Source organism: Actinomycetota bacterium, assembly GCA_030776625.1.
GTDB lineage: Bacteria > Actinomycetota > CADDZG01 > CADDZG01 > WHSQ01 > MB1-2.
Genome location: JALYHL010000011.1, coordinates 18,362 through 36,715 on the forward strand (window position 1 = coordinate 18,362; position 18,354 = coordinate 36,715).

The window sequence follows — 18,354 nt, forward strand, 5'->3', positions numbered from 1 at the left end:
TCCGCGGCGTGACGTCGCCGCTACGCTACGACGTCTGTACGTTTAACTTCGCCACAGCCGCCCCTATTCCTACTCTTCATAACGGCGTCGGGGCGCTCGCGCTATAGCCCGGATTGACCCTTTTTGCGCGTTGTAGGGCGGAGCCCGAGACAATGGCACACCACCCGGCGCGCTGGGTTGCCGACGGGGGCGGGTATCACAGGGGGATGGAGGTCCGGGCGGTGTTATTCGCCGCGGGGCGCGGGAAGCGGCTTCGCCCTCTCACCGACAGGCTGCCCAAGCCCGCGCTGCCGGTGCTGGACCTACCTCTGTGCGCCTGGAGCCTGGCGGCTCTGGTAGGCGACGGGCCGGGGGTGGTCGTGAACGCGAGCCACCTGGGGGATCGTCTCGCCTCCGCGTTGAGCGGGCTCCCGTTCGAGAACTGGGAGTTGCTGCAGGAGGGACCTGAGGCATACGGGACTGCCGGGACGCTACGAGCGCTGCGGGAGCGCGTGACGGAACACGTGATCACCTGGAACGGAGACATCGTCACCGACCTCGACCCAGCGGAGCTGCTCGATACCCACAGTCGTGTAGGCGCGGCCGCCACGATCGCCATCACCCGGGTGGCGGAAGGAGCCGACGTGGTCGGCGACAGCCGCGTCACCGGTTTCATCGACCGGCGGTGCCTGCCCAGCGAGCCCGGGGGCCGGTTCATCGGCGCCGGGGTGTTCGAGCGTCGCGCTCTAGAGCTTCTGCCGGATCATCGACCTGCAGGGCTGGGCGAGACGTTGCTGCGAGATCTCGCGGAGCCCGGCGATCTCGGCGTCCACGACTTCACCGGCTACTGGCTGGACGTCGGGACGCCCGAGCGATACCTCGAGCTATCGCTGGACGTCCTCTACGGGCGCGCCCCCGCGCTGCCGATTCCACCTCCCGGCCGGATCGTCGAGATCAACGGCGGCCGCGCCTACGTCGGTCCAGACTCCGTCGTTGCGGAAGGCACGCTCCGCGCCGGCGCGGTGGTGTGCGCGGGCGCGGCGGTGATGGAAGGAGCGACCGTCGAGAACGCGGTGGTGTGGCCGGGCGCGCGCGTGCCCGCGGGCACGCGGGTGAACGGCACGATCTGGACCGGCTAGAAGAGCGAACCCTCCGCCAGCTCCGTCACGATGCGGGGGTAGACGAACACCGCCACAAGGGCCGCGGCGGCCGCTCCCATCGCCACTCGCATCAACGCAGGCACCTCGACAGGCTCTTGAACCTCCGAGGTCTCGAAGAACATCCGCTTCACGACCGCGAGGTAGTACCAGGCCGCTATCACCGCGTTGATCCCCATCGCGACCGCGAGTAGGTACGACTCCGCCTGGATCGTGGCGACGAATACGAAGACCTTCGCCCAGAACCCAGCCATCGGAGGGGTTCCTGCCAGCGAGATCAAGAAGCCGGCCAGCAGCGTCGCCAGCACCGGGCTCCGCTGCCAGAGCCCGGAGTAGTCATCGATGAAGTAACTGCCTCCGCGCCGCGCGAAAGCGACCGCCGCCGCGAACGCCCCAGCGTCCATGATCCCGTAGATGGCCAGGTAGATGACCGCGGATTGGAACGCCTGCCGGTTCGACTCGACCGCACCGGGCTCGATCAGCGCGAGCGCCACCAAGACGTAGCCGGACTGCGCGATCCCGGAATAAGCCAGCAGCCTGATGATGTGCTGCTGACGAAGCGCGATGAGGTTGCCGACGGTCATCGTCAAGATCGCCAACACCGCGAAGATCGGCCGCCACGTGTCGGCTACGTCCGGGAACGCTCTGAACATCAGGACCAGCAACCCTACGAAGCCACCGATCTTCGACGCGGTCGAAAGGAACGCGGCCACCGGGGAGGGGGACCCCTCATAGGTGTCGGGCGCCCAGAAGTGGAACGGCACCGCGGAGATCTTGAACGCGAAGCCGACGACGATGAAGAAGACGCTCAGGACGATCAGCGGCTCGTCTGCGGCACCGAGGTTCGCGCGGATCCCGTCGAGGAGGATCTCTCCCGTCGCGCCGTAAGCGAGCGACATCCCGTAGAGCATCACCGCCGACGACAGCACCCCGAACAGGAAGAACTTCAAAGCGGCCTCGTTCGACTTCGCATCACCCTTGCGCAGCCCCGTCATGACGAAACCGGGGATGGAGATCAGCTCGATGGCGATGAAGATCGTGATGAGGTCGCGGGCGCTTGACATCACTAGGCCCCCGAGGAGCGCGCACAACAACAAGAAGTAGTACTCGCCCTGGTAGTAGCGCCCGGCGCGGAAGTAGTGGAACGAGATCGACAGGATCAACAGGCCCAGGACACAGAAGACGCCCTTGAACAGCAGGGCGAATCCGTCGACCTCGAAGGCGCCCGCGAGCGTCAGCCTGTCTCCTTGGCCGATCAGAGACACGATCGCCGCGAGCGTGGCAAGGATCCCCGCGGCCGCGAGCGGCATCGCAGCCCACTTGACCTCGTCGGGCAAGAACAGGTCCGCCACGAGAACGGCGCAAGCCGCCGTGGTCAGGACGAGCTCGGGCGCTATCGCGTGCCAGTCCACCTGCGCGGCAACAGCCCCCGCCGCCTGAGCCAGCTCGATCATCTAGTCGGCTCGAGCACCACTAGTGGCCTCCGCCCGCGGCTGCGGCTCCGTCCGCCGCGCCACCGAGCAAACCGACCAGGGCTTGGACGGCCCCGTCCGTCACGTCGAGGAGCATCTTCGGGTACAGGCCGGCCGCGAGGATGAGGACGAGGAGGGGCGCCCACGCCAGCCACTCGAGCCTCACGATGTCGTGGATACCGTGGGCCTCTGCGAACTTCTCCGGAACGCGCCCCTGCACGACCCGCTGCACCGTCCACAGCAGGTAACCCGCGGTGAGCACGGTCCCGATTCCTCCGCCGACCATCAAGACGCGGAACAAACCTTCGCTCAGGCCCGGGTGCGGGTTGTAGGAACCGAGCAAAGCCAGCATCTCGCCCCAGAACCCCGCCAGTCCCGGAAGACCTAGAGAGGCGATGGCCGCGTACGCGAACACCGTGCCGAAGCGCGGGATCTGCTGGAGCATCCCGCCGAGGGCCGCGATCTCGCGGGTGTGGTAGCGCTCGTGCATAGAACCGGCGAGGAAGAAGAGCATCCCGGTGATGAGCCCATGGGCGACCATCCCGAAGATCGCGCCGTTGATGCCCTCGTCCGTCAGCGTGGCGATCCCCAGCATCACGAAGCCCATGTGACCGACAGACGAGAACGCGATCAGTCGTTTGAGGTCGGTCTGCGCGAAGCAACAAAGCGCGCCGTAGATGATCGCGATCACCGAGAGGACCCCGATGATGGGCGCGTAGTTCACCGCCGCATCGGGCAGCAGCGGTAGCGCGATCCGGATGAAGCCGTACGTGCCCATCTTCAGCATGATGGCCGCCAGCAGGACGGATCCGACGGTCGGCGCCTCGGTATGCGCGTCGGGCAACCACGTGTGGAACGGCCACATCGGAACCTTGATCGCGAAACCTAGGAAGAGCCCGAGGAAAGCGATGTTCTGGAACAACTCCGAGCCGAACGGGGCCTGGTCGCGCAGGGCGAGCATGTCGAAGGTGCGCGGCTCGCTCTGGAAGTACATGGCCAGGAAGCCCAGGAGCATGAAGATCGATCCGAAGAGGGTGTAGAGGAAGAACTTGACGGCGGCGTACTCGCGGCGCGGACCACCCCAGATCCCGATCAAGAAGTACATCGGGACGAGAACGATCTCGAAGAAGATGAAGAACAGGATCAGGTCCAGCGCGATGAAGGAACCGTTCATCCCCGTCTCCAGGATCAACACCAGCGCCATGAACGCCTTCGTTTTTCCGGGGGCCGGGATGTGGAACCACATGTAGATCGTGCAGAGGAACGACACGAGCACCGACAGCACGAGCAGCGGCAACGACATACCGTCGACGCCTATGTGATAGCGCGCATTGATCTGTTGGATCCATTCCGCGTTCGCGTCGAGCTGGATTTCGCCCGCGTGCGCGAAGTCGAACTGGAAGAGCAAGACGATCCCCACCAACAGCGCCAACCCCGCGAAGACCGACCCGATCAGCTTGATCAGCCGCTCTTGCGTGGGAGGAACGAAGAGCAAGACGATCGCGCCGAGCGCAGGCAGGAACGTCGCCAGGCTTAGCCCCCAACCGTTGTCGAACCACTCCATGCTCTAGGACCCCTCCCTCTACGTGAGCGCGAACAGCGCGACGAATATGGCTACGGCGGCAAAGAGGACCGCGGCGTAGCGCTGGATGTTGCCGGACTGGATGTAGCGAAGCAGGCCTCCCGACGCGCCCGTCAAACCGGCCGTCGCGTTCACCGCGAAATCGACCACCTGCTGATCGATTACGGCGTACGTCGGCTGCGCCACCGCGACCGTGCCGCTGGCGGCGCCGTTGACGATGCCGTCCAGGATCTTCTGATTCGTCCAGTAGGTGCCGCGCGCGATCGGGTACTGGACGGGCCTGACGATCCCGTTCAGATAGAAGTCGTCCAGGTAGTAGCGGTTCTGAACGAACCGGTACGCCCAGGCGAACGGGCCGCCGAGGATGTCGACGTCCCAGCGCCTGCGCAAGAACAGCAGGAGGCCCAAGAAGATCGCACCGGCCGCAAGGATGGTCGCGAGGATTGGAAGCACGACGTTGTACAGCGTCGAGAAACCGTGGTGCTCGTGCCCCGGCACGGTGATCCAGGTCGGGAACGGGCCGATGACGGGGAAGCCGAGGAAGCCCACGACGACAGCGGCCCCCGCCAGGATCCACAGCGGCGTCACCATCGCACCTCCGGCCTCATGCGGATGGCCGTGTCCGCGGTATTCGCCCCAGAACGTCTTGACGCACGCCCGCGTCATGTACAGCGCGGTGAGGAAGGCGGTGATGGTTCCGGAGATCAGCACGATCCATGCGGAGGCGCGGTGTCCCTCGCTAGCGGCCCGCAGCGCGCCACCGATGATCTCGTCCTTCGAGAAGAACCCCGCGAGCGGGAAGATCCCGGCCAAAGCCAGCGAGCCGATGATGAACGTCCTGAAGGTGTGCGGCATGAACTTCCTGAGACCGCCCATATCACTCATGTTGTTGCTGTGAACCGCGTGGATCAGCGACCCTGCGCCTAGGAACAACAGAGCCTTGAAGAAGGCGTGCGTGAAGAGGTGGAAGATCGCAGCGGTGTACGCGCCGACGCCCAGCGCCGCCATCATGTACGCGAGCTGCGAGATCGTGGAGTAGGCAAGCACCTTCTTGATGTCGTCCTGCACCAGCGCAAGGATCGCCGCCAGCAGCATCGTGATCGCTGCGATGATCGCGACGACGTCCAGGGCGGCCCCCGCGTGCTCGAAGACCAGGAACATCCTCGCAACCATGTAGATCCCCGCGACGACCATGGTTGCGGCATGGATAAGCGCTGACACAGGGGTCGGTCCCGCCATGGCATCCGGGAGCCACACATAGAGGGGGAACTGCGCCGACTTACTGACCGCGCCGCCGAACATCAAGAGGGCCGCGATCGTGAGCCCGGTGCCGTGGATCTCCCCCTCCTCGGCCAAATGGTTGAGCTCGAAGATGTTGAACGTGTGCCCGAGCGTGAACATGGCGAAGATGCCGAAGAGGAACGACATGTCTCCGACCCGGTTCGTGATGAAGGCTTTGATGCCGGCGGAGGAGTTCTCTTTCTCCTCCCAGTAGTGGCTGATCAGGAAGTACGAGCAGACGCCGACCAGCTCCCACCCGACGAACAGCATCATCAGGTTGTTCGCGATCAGCATCAGGAGCATCGAGCCGGTGAACAGCGACAACATCGCGTAGAAGAACGTGTAGCGCTTGTCGTCGTGCATGTACTCGGTCGAGTAGATGTGCACCAACAACGAGATCGTCGTGACGACCACGAACATGACGGCCGTCAGGAAGTCGTAGTGCATCCCGAACTCGATCTTGAAGCCGTCGGCGCCGGCGAACTCGAACCAGGTCCAGGACTTCCGAACGATGCCCTTGCCCTGCGCGAGCTCGACGAAGCCGATGAGAGAGATCGCGAGCCCGATGCCGACCGCGGCGATCCCGACCGTGTGCCCCTTGCTCTTCATCCTCTTGCCGAAGAAGAGGATCACGAAGAAGGACAAGATCGGGAGCAGCGGCACGAGCCACACGACGTTGCCGAGCGCGCCCACCGCGGCGTGCTCCGCCGGCTCCGCCTCGCCGCCGTGCTCCTGCGCGAACAGAAGGAGTTGGTTCATCGCGTTACCACTTCATGTAGGACATCTCGTCCACGTCGACGGTCTGCCGGTTGCGGAACAACAGGATGACGATCGCAAGGCCGATGCCGACCTCTGCGGCCGCCACCGCTATGACGAACAGCGCGAACACCTGGCCTCCCACACCGTCTTGAGTGAAGAAGGCCGAGAAGGCGACGAGGTTGATGTTGACCGCGTTCAACATCAACTCGATCGACAGGAGCACGAGAACCGCGTTCGCGCGCGCAAGAACGCCGTAGACGCCGAACGCGAACAGCAGCGCCGATAGGACCAAGAAGTAGGAGATCGGCATCAGGAGCTCTCCTCGGAGCCACCCTCGGTGCCAAGATCGCGGCGGGCGATCACGACGGCGCCAACCAGCGCCGCCAGCAACAGGACGGACACGACCTCGAACGGCAAGACGTACCTAGTGAAGATCTCTTCACCGATGTCGCGCGAGGTCGTGCCGGTCTCGCGCGCAAAACCCACGTTCTTTCCGTCGAACGCCTGCACCATGATCCAGCTCGTCACGCCGAAGAGGGCTGCGGCCACGAGCGCTGCGATCGCCCGCTGATCGTTGTCGAAGTCGCCACTCCCGATCGGAGCGCGCGTGAGCATGAGCCCGAACAGCATCAACACCACGATCGCTCCGACGTAGACGAGAACCTGCACCCACGCCACGAACTCGGCGAAGAGCAGGATGTACATGCCCGCTGCGCCCATCAGCGTCCCCACGAGGTACAGGGCCGCATGCACCACGTTTCGCGTCGTCACGACGCGCATGCCCGAGAACGCCATGACGATCGCCAGCGCCCAGAAGAGGATCTCCTGCCACGTCTCGGCCATCAGCCGCCCGCCTTCTTCGCGCGCTCGGCCTTGACCCGGGCGGCCTTTGCGCGCCCCTGCGCGACCGCATCGGATGAGCCCTTCGCCTTCTCCTCCGCCAGCACCCGCTCGTAGATCGCGTCGGGATCGTCCCCGCCCGCCGCTGCCGCCGGTGGTGACGGCGCGGCCGCGTTCTCTGCCGCTTCACCCGCGGCTGGCGAGGACGCGGGTGCCTCCGCTTCTGGGCCACCGCCAGCGGCCGTCGCCTGAGGTGCAGCCGACTCTCGGTCTTCCGGCGCAGCCGGCTCTCCGTCTTCCGGTGCCACGGGCCCGGGCTCGGGCGTTATCTGCTTGGCCTCGGGCGCGCCGGACGGTTCCTGGGGCGCGCGGTGCCCCTTCGGCGGCGCCGACGGGACCATCTTGTCGGTCTCGATTGGCGTGGGACCTCGCTTGATCCCGCGCTCGGCCTTCACGCGCGCCACCTTGGCTCGAGCCTCGGCCACCTGGGGGCTGGACCCCTTGTCGAGCTGCTCCTTCAGGACCTGCTGATACACGGCCTCGGGGTCCTCGGTCGGCTGCAACGCGACCGGCTGCGGCGTCTCCTGGGGCACCTCGACGTTCGGGCCGGGGCTCTCCTGGAACCGCGCCCTCTCCTCGTCGCTCAGCGCGCCGTGCGGCCCGGGAGCAGACTGGCCCTTCTCCTCCACCGACTGGCCTTCCGGATACGCCTGCGCGTCGGGGCCGGGAGTGGTGTGAGGGGTGCCGGTGGCATCCACCGCGGCGGCCTCGGTACCGGCTTTCCGCTCGGTCTCAGTGGTCGTGGCCGCCTTGTCGTGGTCGGGACGGTCGAACGTCTCTGGGGACGCTGCCTCCGTCGACGTCTTCATCCCTTCGGGCTGGATCGTGTCGGTGTTCGTCGCCTCCGCCGCGGCGGGCGTGCCGCCCGCGGGAGCCTTCTCCTCCGTCGGCTGCGCCCGACCCTCAGCGTGAGACGACTTCAGCTCGCCGGCTTGCTCCTGCGATTGGGTGGCGGCCGCCTGCGGCGGTGCGGCGGTGGCGGCGGCCGCAGGCGCGCGCTGCGCCTGCTCGGGTCGTTCGGCGGCGGCGGTTGCAGCGGCAGGAGGCGAGGGGCGCTGCGCGCTTCCGGGACCGGCTGCTCCGGCCGCGACCGCCGGTGTTCCGGCGGCTCCGGGGCGCCCGGGAGCCTCCGCGCCCACCTCGAGCTCGGGCGGAGGAAGCACCGTCGCCATCCAGTCCGACAGCCGCTCCTTCTCGTGGGTCAGCTCGCGGATGTCGTACTCGGAGTACTCGTACTCGCGGCTCCAGAACAAGGCGTCGTACGGACACACCTCGACACAGATCCCGCAATACATGCAGAGCGCGTAGTCGATCGCGAACCGGTCCAACACGTTGCGCTTGCGCGGGCGGCCTCCCTCGCGCTTCGGGGGCAGCGTCTCCTTGTGCGAGTCGATGTAGATGCACCAGTCGGGGCACTCGCGCGCGCACAGCATGCAGACCGTGCAGTTCTCTTCCTTCAGAGCGATGACGCCGCGCGTGCGCGACGGGAGATCCTGCTTCTCGTCCGGGTACTGAATGACTGTGTTGTGCTTGAAGAGATGCTTGAAGGTGACCGCGAGCCCCTTCAGCAACCCGATCCCGTAGGTCGTCTTCCGACCCTTCTGGAGCCTTGCCTCCTCAACCGACACCGCTAGGGCCTCGCCCAGTCCGGCGCGTAGAGGACCCAGGCACCCATGGCGAGGATCAGCACGAGCGATACGGGGATGAGGAACTTCCACGCAAACTTCTGAAGTTGATCCTCACGCAGTCTCGGGAAGGTTGGGCGGATCCACAGGAAGAGGAAGACCATGAACAACGTCTTGACCGTGAACCAGACGATCCCCGGGATGGCCTCCAGGAACCCGAACGGCGCCACCGGTCGGTAGCCGCCCAGGAACAAGGTCGTGGCGATACCCGCGAACGCGAACATGTGCCCCATCTCGGCGAACATGTGGCTGAAGATGTAGCGCATCCCGCTGTACTCGGTGAAGGGACCCGTGATGATCTCGGACTCAGCCACCGGCATGTCGAACGGGGGCCGCGTCATCTCGGCGACCGCGCCGATGATGAAGATCAGGAAGGCGATCAGCCCGAGACCCGGTGGCCACAGCGCGAAGGGGACCCTCTGCGCCTCGACGATGTCCACCAGCGACAGCGACCCCGCGTACATCGCAACAGACGCCGCCACGAGCACGATCGGAAGCTCGTAAGCGATGAGCTGCGCAGCCGAGCGGAGAGCACCGATGAGGGCGTACTTGTTGGCCGACGACCATCCCGCCATCAGAACGCCGATCGTCGAGATCGAAGAGATGGCGAGCAGGAAGAAGAGGCCGATGTCGAGGTCCTCGACGATGAGGTTCCGGTCCATCGGGATCACCAGATAGATGAGAACGATCGGGACGAAGATGACTGCCGGCGCAAGGCTGAACACCTTCTTGTCCGCGCGCGCCGGGATGATGTCCTCTTTGTAGAGAAACTTCAGGCCATCGGCGAGCGTGGTCGCCCACCCGTGGAAACCACCCGGGTACATCGGCCCCAGGCGGTGCTGGAGATGCGCCATGACCTTGTGCTCCGCGTAACCGCCGGCGAGCGCGGCAACCGGAATGATCGTCAAGATGATGACGATCTTCACCGCGAGCATCTGCCACGCGGTGAGCGTGATCTCGAAAGGCATCAGGCCACGGCCCCCAGGTTCATCGGTCGATGTCTCCGAGGACGAAGAAGAAGGAGCCGAGGATCGCGATCATGTCGGAGACCAGCGTGTCCTTCAGCACGTGCGGAAGCACCGAGACGTTGTTGAAGGACGGTGTCCGGAACTTCAACCGGTACGGCCTGCGGTCACCATCAGAGATCAGGTAGAAGCCCAGCTCGCCCAGCGGGTTCTCGACGCGCACATAGGTTTCGCCGACGGGCGCCTGGATCACGCGCGGCACCTTGCCCATTGCAGGACCACTCGGCAGCCCCTCGATCGCCTGCTCCACGATGCGCGCCGACTCCACTACCTCTTGGACGAGAACCCAGAAGCGGTCGAAGCAGTCGCCGTGGACTCCGGCCGGGACCTTGAAGTCCATCTGGTCGTAGGCAAGGTAGGGCTCGTCCTTGCGAACGTCGAACGTGATCCCCGAACCGCGGGCGATCGGTCCCGACACGCCGTAGTTGTAGGCGACCTCTTTGTCGAGGACGCCGATGCCGAGAGTGCGTGCCTTGAAGATCTCGTTGCCGGTCAACAGGTTCTCGTACTGGTCGAGCCGGTCGATCACCTGACGCACGCCCTTCAGGGCCTGCGCGAGGAAGCCTCTGGGCACGTCCTCTTTGAGGCCTCCCGCGCGGAAGTAACCAAAGTGGAAGCGGCCGCCGGTCGCCATCTCCATCGCGAGCTGGATGTCCTCGCGCTCCCGGAACGCATAGAAGGTCGGCGTGATGGCGCCGAGCTCCGCGCCGAAGGACGCGAAGAACATCAAGTGGTTGATGATGCGGTTCATCTCGACCATCATCATGCGGAGATAGGTGGCGCGAGGGGGCACCTCGATCTCGAGCATCTGCTCGATCGCCAGCCACAGCGGGAGCTCGTTCGAGATCTCCGACAGCCAGTCCATCCGCGACACGAGGTTCGTGATCTGACGATAGTCACGCGCCTCGACGAGCTTCTCCTTGCCGCGGTGCATGTAGCCGATGATCGGCTCGCCCTCGACGATCCTCTCGCCGTCGATCGTCGCCAGAAGGCGGAACACACCGTGCGTCGCCGGGTGCTGCGGCCCGACGTTCAGGATCATCTGCTCCGTCTGGAGGTTCGCCCCCGCGACGATCTTCTCGAGCTCGGCGGGATCGTGCACCCGCGGCTCGGTCCCGACGCGCCGCTCGTCGATGGCCACTAGTGCGCCTCCCGGTGACGCTTCATCTGCCGCCCGCTGCTGCTTCTTCGGGATCTTTCGCGCCGGGCCAGTCCTTGACCATCCGGCTCGGAAGCTTGAACGACTTGAGAAGCGGGTGTCCCTCGAAGTCCTCGGGAAGGTACAGGTTGACGAGATGTGGGTGTCCGTCGAAGTGGATCCCGAACATCTCGTGCGTCTCGCGCTCCGGCCACAGCGCGCCGCGATAGACGCCGGAGATCGAGGGGCAGCTCGGGTGCTCGCCGACGAGCGGCACGTGGACGTTCACATGGAGGACGTGTTCGGGCGAGTAGACGTGGATGAGGACCTCGAGCCCCTCCTTGCCCTCCCACTCCGACCAGTCGACGCCCGAGAGGAAGGTGAAGAAACGGCAGGAGATGCCCTCGGCGTCGCGCAGCGCCGTCATGACCTCGACGAGGTTCGTTGGCTGAACGGTCAGGTCCACCTGGCCAAAGTTGAGCTTGAGGTCGCTGACCGACGACCCCACCGCCTGCTCGACCCGACGCAGCGCCTCTTCGGGAGCGACCTTAGCGACCACTAGCTCAGATCCCTCCCGCGAGTCCCGGCTGCGGGATGTGCGGGATCGGCGTCGAGTGCCCCGCCCACTTGTCGCGGACGTCTTCGTTCGCGATCTTCTGCTGGAGCCGGATCACACCCTGCAACAGCGCCTCGGGCCGGGGCGGGCAACCGGGAACGTAGACGTCGACGGGGATGAGTTGGTCGACGCCCTTCGTCACCGAGTAAGAGTCCCAGTAAGGGCCGCCGCAGTTGGCGCAGGAACCCATCGAGATCACGTACTTCGGCTCGGGCATCTGGTCGTAGATCCGCTTGATCGGCGCGGCCATCTTGTCGGTCAGAGTCCCGGCCACGATCATGAGGTCCGCCTGGCGCGGCGACGCAGGGAACGGGATCACGCCGAAGCGGATGATGTCGAACTTGCTGGCGATCGCGGCGCCCATCTCGATGCCGCAACAAGCGAGGCCGAACTGCAGCATCCACAGCGAGTACTTCCGGCTCCAGTTCAACGCCCACGACACCGGCTTGGGCAGCTTTACCTTCTCGACTACAGCCATTCCAATACCTTCTTCTTGATCGCGTAGATGAGGGCGAAAGCGAGGATCGCAATGAAGATGACCATCTCGACGAACGCCGCGGTCCCCAGTTCCTTGAACACGATCGCCCAGGGGAAGAGGAACACCGCCTCCACGTCGAAGACGACGAACAGGAGGGCGAAGAGGTAGTAGCGGACGTTCGACTGCGTCCAGCCGCGACCGATCGGGTCGATACCGGATTCGTAGGTGGTGTACTTCTCCGGGTGGGGGACGTTCGGGCGGACGAGCCTTGCGAGCTGCAACGTTCCGAACACCAAAACGACGCCCACGATGGCGAAGATCCCGATCGTGACGTACTGGCCGAAGTAACCCTCAGGCACGTCTGAAACTGCTCCCTGGTCGCGTCGAGTGAACCCGTGTCTGTCCCATGAGGTGCAGGTCTTTCATGAACCCCGTGGTCGCGCGAAAGTCCTGGATACCCGGCGAAAACTAACATGCAGCCGCAGCGCGACCTCGACCTCGTTCGCTCGTGAAGACCAACTCGTCTGCGCTTCGGGCAGGACCTAGGATGACCCCCGTGGACCCGCCGCTCGAGCACCAGATATCGGCTGCGGGATCGATCCGCACCGCCTTCGCGTCCCTAGCGCGGCCCCCGTTCCGCGGCCTGCTCGTACTGGCTCTGTTCGTATCGCTGGTGGCCAACACCCTTCCGCAGGGAACAGACGACGACGTGGCCGTCATCGCGTCCTTGGTGTTGATCGCCCTCTCTTTGTATCTGCAGATCGCGGTGACGCTCGCCGCGGCCGATCCCAATCCGACTCCAAGCGTTGACGTCTGGTTGAAGCTCGCCGTCGCGAGAAGGTGCTTCTGGCGCTACGTCGCCGCGTCTGTGCTCGTGGTGCTGATGGTGCTGGCGGCGGGAGTGGTAGGGGTCATCATCGGGGCCTTCGTCGTCGGCGGCATCGTCGCTCTTGCAGACCCTGCGGTCGTGCTGGAGAGGAAGGCGCCGGTGGCGGCGATCTCTCGCAGCGCCGAGCTAGGTAAGCCGGCTCGCCGGCAGCTGATCGTTATCTTCGGCGCATTGATCCTGGTGCCCGGGATGTCCGTCCAGGTCGGCAGCTTCGTGTGGGACCTCCCCACCTTCTTCGGCCCGCTCTGGCCCGTCGTCACGGTCATCGTCCTCGTGTTGGGGATGGTCGGCGCCATCGCGCTGACCCGGGCCTTCAGGACGCTGGGAGGGGAGGTCCTGCCCCTCCCCCCGCGCGAGTCGCGACTTCAGCGGGACCGCTAGCGCCGGCACAGCAGGTTTTGGTCGGGGAACGTCCCGAATCACGGGATAAAACGTCGGCACACCGGTCGGGGGCCGTTACGCCTCGACCAGCACGGCGTTCCAGAACGCTTCGACGGCATGCTGGTCGCCGAAGAAGGTCTCCAGCCGAGACACCTTGCCGTCGCGCACGGTGAAGAGGTTCACGACCCGCACGTCCAGCGAGTGATCGCCCGCTTCGGCGACGTTCCGCTGCAGCACCGCGACCTGCTCGTCGCCTTCCAGCATCGTGAGCAACTGGGGCCGGAGGCCCGCGCCCAGCAGGCGGTGCAGCTTGTCGGCCCAACCGGCGGCGCCCACCGCGTCACCGCCGATCACGCTGCGACCCGGTATGTGCCAAACGAAGTCCTGCGCGACTACGGCTTCCGCAGCGGAGAGATCGCGCATGATGATCGTTCCGAGCGCCTGCTGCACGACGTCACTGTTGGCCCCCACGCCGCCTCCTACGTGGCTTCCAGCGCGTCTAGCAGCCGTTGCACCTCTTTGCGCATCTGTTTCATCGTGGTTCCGTCGTCTGAGGAACGCGCCGCCACCATGGCCGCCTGACACAGAGCACCAAAGAGCAGCTGGGCCAACGGCGTCGCGGGCCTCTTCCGAAGCGCCCCCTGCCGCATCGCCCGCTCGATCACCTCGGTGATCATCTCGATCGAGTGCGGGCATTCGATCTCCTCGATCCTCCCGGCCCCCAGCACCGCGGGCCCGTCGAGGAAGGTGATCTGCTGGGTCTCGCGATCCAGCGCCGCGGTGAGGAACTCGTCGCAGCCGGCCTTCAGTTGGTTCCACGCGCCCTTCTTCTTTGCGGCTGCCTCCTGGACCCTGCGCGCGATCCGCTCCTGCTCGCGAGCGAACACCGCTTCGAAAACTTCCTCCTTGCTGGCGAAGTGGTGATACATGGCCCCGCGCGTCACGCCGGCGGTGCGAACGATCTCCTCGATCGAGGTGCCGGCGAAGCCCTTCTCCGCGAACAGTCGGCGAGCTGCCGCAAGCAGCTGCTCCGTCGTCTCTTCCGACCGCTGCGCTTGCGTACGCCTATCCTCTCGCTCCGCCGGACGTTGCCCCCGCGAGCCGATGCGCGCGCTGGGCTGGGTGGCGGAGCGGGTCGGAGGCATGCCGGAAGTATGCGGCTGCGTCCTGGGCACCTGCAACCATGGGCCGCTCCCCGCTCTTAGAAGTCGCTTACGAAGGACCGGATCGTGTGCCACCGGTTGTCCCCCGCCTTGTAGCCAGAGCATTGCGCCTCGTTCAGGTGGACCGCGGTCCCGCCGCGGTGGTCGTCGGGCGAGAAGGAGACCGGCGGATAGACGCCGGTTCGGACGTTCCGTGCCCGTTCCGCGAAGTAGACGAAGCGCTCCCGGGTCAGGTTCCTCCCCGGGGCTTCGAGCAGCGGCTTCAGGACCTTCGCAAGACCCCAACCGATGACCATGATGTCGTCGCCGTCGCCCTTGTCCGGGTAGATCGAGCGGACCGCCTTCGTGAACGTGGGATCGAACCGCTGTATGTCGGCCCATGCAGGGAACGGAGAGAAGAACTTGGCGCGGTTGAGGGTTCCGTTGCGGCAACCGACCGAAGCGACGCTGTCGATGCTCTTGGTGATCCCGACGCCGACCCACTGTGGCTCGAAGTTCTGCGTGCGCGCCGCCTGCAGCACCTGCAGGAACCACACCGGCGACGTCAGCACGTAGACGTTCTCGATGCCTCGCGCTTTCATCTCCTGCACCACCGCCTGCGCATCTCCACTCCCCGCGCCCTTGGACACCGCACGGTCGTAGGCAACCGCTGCGCCGCGCTCGCGCATCGCGGCGATGAACGAGTCGTGGGCGTCCTGGAAGTTCGGTGTCTCGAACCTGAGCATCCCGTTCGCTTCGCCCGCGGCGCCGAGGTCGCTCACCAGCAGATCCGCCAGCAGTGGCCCCTGTTCGGCGTACGTGAGCGTCGCCGCGAAGTAGTTCGGAAGCCCGACCACGCCGCTCTCCGTGACGCCCACGGAGACGTACGGGACGTTCACGGCGGCGGCGTAGCGCGCACAAGCTTGGATCTGATCGGTTCCGGCGAACCCGTACAGAAGGAAGACCTGATCCTGCTCGACCATCTCCTTGCACACCGCGACGGCTTGTGAAGGGTTGTAGTTGTCGTTGCGCAAGATCGCCTCGACGTTGCGCCCGTGCACCAGTTCCCGGTTCTCCGAGAGCCACTTCCAGTAGACGTCGTTGCCTTTCTGGGCGGAATCGCTGGGGACGGGCGCGGCCCCGGTCAACGGAGCATGGGCTCCGATCACGATGCTGTCGTCGCCGACACCCGTGGCGTTGCCACCGGTTGGCTCTTCGGCTGAGGAGGCACCGGCGGCAGGGGCTCCCGCACCCGGCGCCGAACCACCCGCGCTGGACGCGTCCGCTCGAGTCGCCCCCGCTCCTGTGGCTCCTGCCGGTGGCGGTGCAGCCGCGCCGAGACTGCTGGTGTTGCCGATCACGTTCCCCTCCGCATCGATGATGTCACCCGTCTGGGGATCCACCGTCGCGCCCGGCGGCAGCGCGAAGGTCACCGGCTGAGGCGGGACAGGTTGCGCAGAGACGCCCGTCTTCTGCCCGCAGGCCGTGGCCAGCAGCATCATCGCCATGACAACCGCACCGGTCCGGGAACCCATAGCCGCCTCCTGAGGAGCAAACCTACTGTTGGTATGTAATATACATACCGTCGGTACGTCCAGCAAGCGACCAGGGGAGGGCACGATGCGCGACGGGGTTCACGCGGCGGTGATGCCGCGCAGGCGACTGGCGAACAGCGGAACGGCTCTGCGCGCCTTGGTCGTTGCTACACGCTTCCTTGGACGATGGTCGTCGGCCCTCGCCTCGGTTCCCGCCGCGATCCTCTGGTTCACGCCGTGGCGAGTCCCGGTGAGCGAGCGCGGCCTGGCCAAACAGACCCGCTGGCTCGACGGCGCGGAAACCTTCCGGATCAGAACGCGCGCCGGACGCATCGCCGTATTTAGCGTGGGGAGCGGCCCGATCGTCCTCCTCGTGCACGGGTGGGGGGAGCAAGCCGGCGCTCTGGGCGGCTTCATCCCGCCGCTGGTCGCACGGGGCTACCGCGTCGTCGGCGTGGACCTTCCCGCCCATGGCCGAAGTGACAAGGGCAGGACGAACATCATCCAGGCTGGGCGCGCGCTGCTAGGGGTCGCCGACCGGCTGGGCCCGCCGCACGCCGTGGTCGCGCACTCGATGGGCGCCAACGTCGCGCTGTGGGCACTCAAAGAGGGGCTTCGAACGGACAGGCTGGTGCTGCTAGCGCCGAACGTGGATCTCGCACAGCCGCTGGACGTTTTCGCGCTCATGCTCGGGCTTCCGCCGAAGGCGATCGCCGGTTTGACGCGCCTGATCGAGAAGCGGTTCGGCCGCAACGTCTGGGAGGAGATCCGGGGCGACGTCCTGGCTCGGGGGCTCTCGATCCCGGCCATCCTCTTCCACGACCCGAACGATCCTCAGGTCCCATTCGACGGCTCGCTGCGGTTGACCCAGGTGTGGCCCTCGGCTCGCCTGGTTGAGATGCCGGGGCTCGGGCACGGCGGTATCACCCGCGCCGCGGAAGTCGTCGAGCAGGCAACTTCCTTCATCATCGAACAGAAAGAGCGCGCCGGCTCAGGAAGCCTCGCCTGATGGCGCGGGTCGAGAGGTTGCTACTGTTACCGTCCGTTGTCCCTCCGGCACAACGCCAGCGAGAAAGGTCCGGAAACGCGCAAGACCGCGTCAGACCTGTGTCGGGTGAGAGGCTTGAGGGGATGGACCTCCCCCACCCCATCCTCGATTGGGCTCACCAGCTGGACCGGTTGCAGTGGTCGGCGTTGATCACCGATGCGGACTGGAACCTACGGTGGGTCTCGCGTTCACTGCGGAACTTCCTGAGGGTCGACGAAGACGCGGACATCGGTTACGGAATGAACCTGGCGCAAGCGTGGACGAACGAGGTATGGCTTCGTACGGCGACGCCTGAAAGCCAGATCGAGCTGTTCTTGCGGATGGCTCCTCTGTTCGTGACCGCGATGAGGCAGAAGGGGCTCCACCCGAAACGGCTGCTGGGCGAGCCGTTCCTGTCGCTTGTGGACGAGGTCGAGCCTGCGCCCGCCCCCCTCCCGCAGGTGTGGTCGGGCTCCTTCGAGTACCGCGACCCGCGGGATTCAGAGCTGCCGCCGTATCGGGTCAACTTCTCGGCGCTCCGGCTCAACGACGACGCCGGGAAAGACCTGGGATTGATCTTCATCTTCTTCACGGACGTGAACCCGAACCTGATGACGCTGCTGGTGCGCGGCAACCAGGAGATGTACGAGCGGATGGCGCGCCTGGTCGACCCGCAGCCGCAAGAAGCCGTTGTGTTGTTCTGCGATCTGCACGAATCCGGCCGCCTGTCGCGGGAACTATCGAGCGCCGCCTATTTCAAGCTCGTGCGCCGCCTGTGGACCGGGATCGACGGGGCGATAGCCGACGAGTGCGGGATCGTCGGCAAGCACGCCGGCGACGGTGCTTCCGCTTTCTTCCTCGCGGAAGACCTCGGCTCGCCGTCGGGCGCTGCCGCCGCTGGTCTGCGTGCAGCGCGCCGCATCCACGAGACCTCCGCGCAGGTTTTCCGCGAGGCGGTGGATACCGAGTGCTTGATGAAGGTCGGTCTGCACTGGGGCGGGGGGCTCTACATGGGACAGCTGGTTCCGGGTGGGCGCCTGGACGTGACGGCGCTGGGAGACGAGGTGAACGAGGCGGCCCGCGTTCAAGAATCCGCGATGCCGGGAACCACACTCGCCACAAAACAGCTGCTGGAGCGTCTCGCCCCTCGCGATGCCGAGGGTCTCGGGATCGATCTCGAGCAGACGCGCTTCAAGGTGCTTGCAGACCTGGAGTCCGCGAACGAAAAGGCGCGCAGAGACGCGGGGAGCATCCCGGTCTCCTTCATCGGCTAGACGCCCAGCGGCGTTTTGGTCGCTGTTTGTCCCG

17 protein-coding genes and 1 pseudogene are annotated in these 18,354 nt (G+C 65.8%); 4 read left to right on the forward strand and 14 right to left on the reverse strand.

Annotated elements, in window-relative coordinates; genetic code table 11:
* Positions 1-152 precede the first annotated feature (152 nt).
* Positions 153-1,118, forward strand: a complete 966-nt coding sequence (locus tag M3N53_14425) for an NDP-sugar synthase (GenBank protein MDP9069518.1) — start codon at positions 153-155, stop codon at positions 1,116-1,118.
* On the opposite strand, the gene M3N53_14430 is transcribed toward M3N53_14425, so the two are convergent.
* From M3N53_14430 to M3N53_14480, 11 genes and pseudogenes are all read right to left on the reverse strand, one after another.
* On the reverse strand, positions 1,115-2,590 hold the full coding sequence (locus M3N53_14430; GenBank protein MDP9069519.1) for an NADH-quinone oxidoreductase subunit N: 1,476 nt from the start codon (positions 2,588-2,590) through the stop codon (positions 1,115-1,117). The genes M3N53_14425 and M3N53_14430 overlap by 4 nt on opposite strands.
* A 19-nt stretch (positions 2,591-2,609) precedes the next feature.
* Positions 2,610-4,172, reverse strand: coding sequence for an NADH-quinone oxidoreductase subunit M (locus M3N53_14435; GenBank protein ID MDP9069520.1), 1,563 nt, complete (start codon positions 4,170-4,172; stop codon positions 2,610-2,612).
* A gap of 18 nt (positions 4,173-4,190) precedes the next feature.
* Complete coding sequence (nuoL, locus tag M3N53_14440; protein ID MDP9069521.1) at positions 4,191-6,230, reverse strand: NADH-quinone oxidoreductase subunit L; 2,040 nt, start codon at positions 6,228-6,230, stop codon at positions 4,191-4,193.
* A 4-nt stretch (positions 6,231-6,234) separates the two neighbouring features.
* Positions 6,235-6,540: an NADH-quinone oxidoreductase subunit NuoK gene (gene nuoK / locus M3N53_14445; GenBank protein ID MDP9069522.1), complete on the reverse strand. Its 306-nt coding sequence runs from the start codon at positions 6,538-6,540 to the stop codon at positions 6,235-6,237.
* Positions 6,540-7,073: an NADH-quinone oxidoreductase subunit J gene (locus tag M3N53_14450; GenBank protein ID MDP9069523.1), complete on the reverse strand. Its 534-nt coding sequence runs from the start codon at positions 7,071-7,073 to the stop codon at positions 6,540-6,542. The genes nuoK and M3N53_14450 overlap by 1 nt, the downstream gene beginning before the upstream one ends.
* Positions 7,074-8,251: 1,178 nt before the next feature.
* Positions 8,252-8,758: pseudogene (locus M3N53_14455) on the reverse strand (NADH-quinone oxidoreductase subunit I).
* 2 nt (positions 8,759-8,760) lie between these two features.
* On the reverse strand, positions 8,761-9,783 hold the full coding sequence (gene nuoH / locus M3N53_14460) for an NADH-quinone oxidoreductase subunit NuoH (GenBank protein MDP9069524.1): 1,023 nt from the start codon (positions 9,781-9,783) through the stop codon (positions 8,761-8,763).
* Between the two features lie 19 nt (positions 9,784-9,802).
* Positions 9,803-10,981, reverse strand: a complete 1,179-nt coding sequence (locus M3N53_14465) for an NADH-quinone oxidoreductase subunit D (GenBank protein MDP9069525.1) — start codon at positions 10,979-10,981, stop codon at positions 9,803-9,805.
* A gap of 22 nt (positions 10,982-11,003) precedes the next feature.
* Positions 11,004-11,537 (reverse strand): NADH-quinone oxidoreductase subunit C, encoded by a 534-nt coding sequence (locus M3N53_14470; GenBank protein MDP9069526.1) that lies wholly within the window; start codon positions 11,535-11,537, stop codon positions 11,004-11,006.
* A 4-nt stretch (positions 11,538-11,541) separates the two neighbouring features.
* Complete coding sequence (locus M3N53_14475; protein MDP9069527.1) at positions 11,542-12,072, reverse strand: NADH-quinone oxidoreductase subunit B; 531 nt, start codon at positions 12,070-12,072, stop codon at positions 11,542-11,544.
* A complete protein-coding gene (locus M3N53_14480; GenBank protein ID MDP9069528.1) occupies positions 12,063-12,368 on the reverse strand; it encodes an NADH-quinone oxidoreductase subunit A in 306 nt (101 codons plus the stop codon). Before M3N53_14480 ends, M3N53_14475 begins: the two co-directional genes overlap by 10 nt.
* A 260-nt stretch (positions 12,369-12,628) precedes the next feature.
* On the opposite strand from M3N53_14480, the gene M3N53_14485 reads away from it, so the two are divergent.
* Positions 12,629-13,342: a hypothetical protein gene (locus tag M3N53_14485; GenBank protein ID MDP9069529.1), complete on the forward strand. Its 714-nt coding sequence runs from the start codon at positions 12,629-12,631 to the stop codon at positions 13,340-13,342.
* Between the two features lie 75 nt (positions 13,343-13,417).
* Here the strand turns inward: M3N53_14485 and M3N53_14490 are convergent, their stop codons facing one another.
* Genes M3N53_14490 through M3N53_14500 form a run of 3 tightly spaced genes read right to left on the reverse strand, consistent with a single transcriptional unit; the run spans position 13,418 to position 16,019 of the window.
* Positions 13,418-13,813 (reverse strand): nuclear transport factor 2 family protein, encoded by a 396-nt coding sequence (locus tag M3N53_14490; protein ID MDP9069530.1) that lies wholly within the window; start codon positions 13,811-13,813, stop codon positions 13,418-13,420.
* A gap of 8 nt (positions 13,814-13,821) precedes the next feature.
* Entirely contained in the window at positions 13,822-14,487 is a 666-nt protein-coding gene (locus M3N53_14495; protein MDP9069531.1) for a TetR/AcrR family transcriptional regulator, read from the reverse strand.
* A 56-nt stretch (positions 14,488-14,543) separates the two neighbouring features.
* Entirely contained in the window at positions 14,544-16,019 is a 1,476-nt protein-coding gene (locus M3N53_14500; GenBank protein MDP9069532.1) for an ABC transporter substrate-binding protein, read from the reverse strand.
* A gap of 85 nt (positions 16,020-16,104) precedes the next feature.
* Between M3N53_14500 and M3N53_14505 the strand changes: the two genes are divergently transcribed.
* Together M3N53_14505 and M3N53_14510 are read left to right on the forward strand one after the other, a co-directional pair.
* On the forward strand, positions 16,105-17,028 hold the full coding sequence (locus M3N53_14505; protein ID MDP9069533.1) for an alpha/beta fold hydrolase: 924 nt from the start codon (positions 16,105-16,107) through the stop codon (positions 17,026-17,028).
* A 122-nt stretch (positions 17,029-17,150) separates the two neighbouring features.
* Positions 17,151-18,320, forward strand: a complete 1,170-nt coding sequence (locus M3N53_14510) for an adenylate/guanylate cyclase domain-containing protein (protein MDP9069534.1) — start codon at positions 17,151-17,153, stop codon at positions 18,318-18,320.
* Positions 18,321-18,354: the final 34 nt, after the last annotated feature.

Bases quoted from the DNA above. Each gene is read 5' to 3' on its own strand.
- M3N53_14425 (MDP9069518.1), top strand. From the start codon at position 153: ATGGCACACCACCCGGCGCGCTGGGTTGCCGACGGGGGCGGGTATCAC.
- M3N53_14430 (MDP9069519.1), bottom strand. From the start codon at position 2,590: ATGATCGAGCTGGCTCAGGCGGCGGGGGCTGTTGCCGCGCAGGTGGAC.
- M3N53_14435 (MDP9069520.1), bottom strand. From the start codon at position 4,172: ATGGAGTGGTTCGACAACGGTTGGGGGCTAAGCCTGGCGACGTTCCTG.
- nuoL (MDP9069521.1), bottom strand. From the start codon at position 6,230: ATGAACCAACTCCTTCTGTTCGCGCAGGAGCACGGCGGCGAGGCGGAG.
- nuoK (MDP9069522.1), bottom strand. From the start codon at position 6,540: ATGCCGATCTCCTACTTCTTGGTCCTATCGGCGCTGCTGTTCGCGTTC.
- M3N53_14450 (MDP9069523.1), bottom strand. From the start codon at position 7,073: ATGGCCGAGACGTGGCAGGAGATCCTCTTCTGGGCGCTGGCGATCGTC.
- nuoH (MDP9069524.1), bottom strand. From the start codon at position 9,783: ATGCCTTTCGAGATCACGCTCACCGCGTGGCAGATGCTCGCGGTGAAG.
- M3N53_14475 (MDP9069527.1), bottom strand. From the start codon at position 12,072: ATGGCTGTAGTCGAGAAGGTAAAGCTGCCCAAGCCGGTGTCGTGGGCG.
- M3N53_14495 (MDP9069531.1), bottom strand. From the start codon at position 14,487: ATGCCTCCGACCCGCTCCGCCACCCAGCCCAGCGCGCGCATCGGCTCG.
- M3N53_14500 (MDP9069532.1), bottom strand. From the start codon at position 16,019: ATGGGTTCCCGGACCGGTGCGGTTGTCATGGCGATGATGCTGCTGGCC.
- M3N53_14505 (MDP9069533.1), top strand. From the start codon at position 16,105: ATGCGCGACGGGGTTCACGCGGCGGTGATGCCGCGCAGGCGACTGGCG.
- M3N53_14510 (MDP9069534.1), top strand. From the start codon at position 17,151: ATGGACCTCCCCCACCCCATCCTCGATTGGGCTCACCAGCTGGACCGG.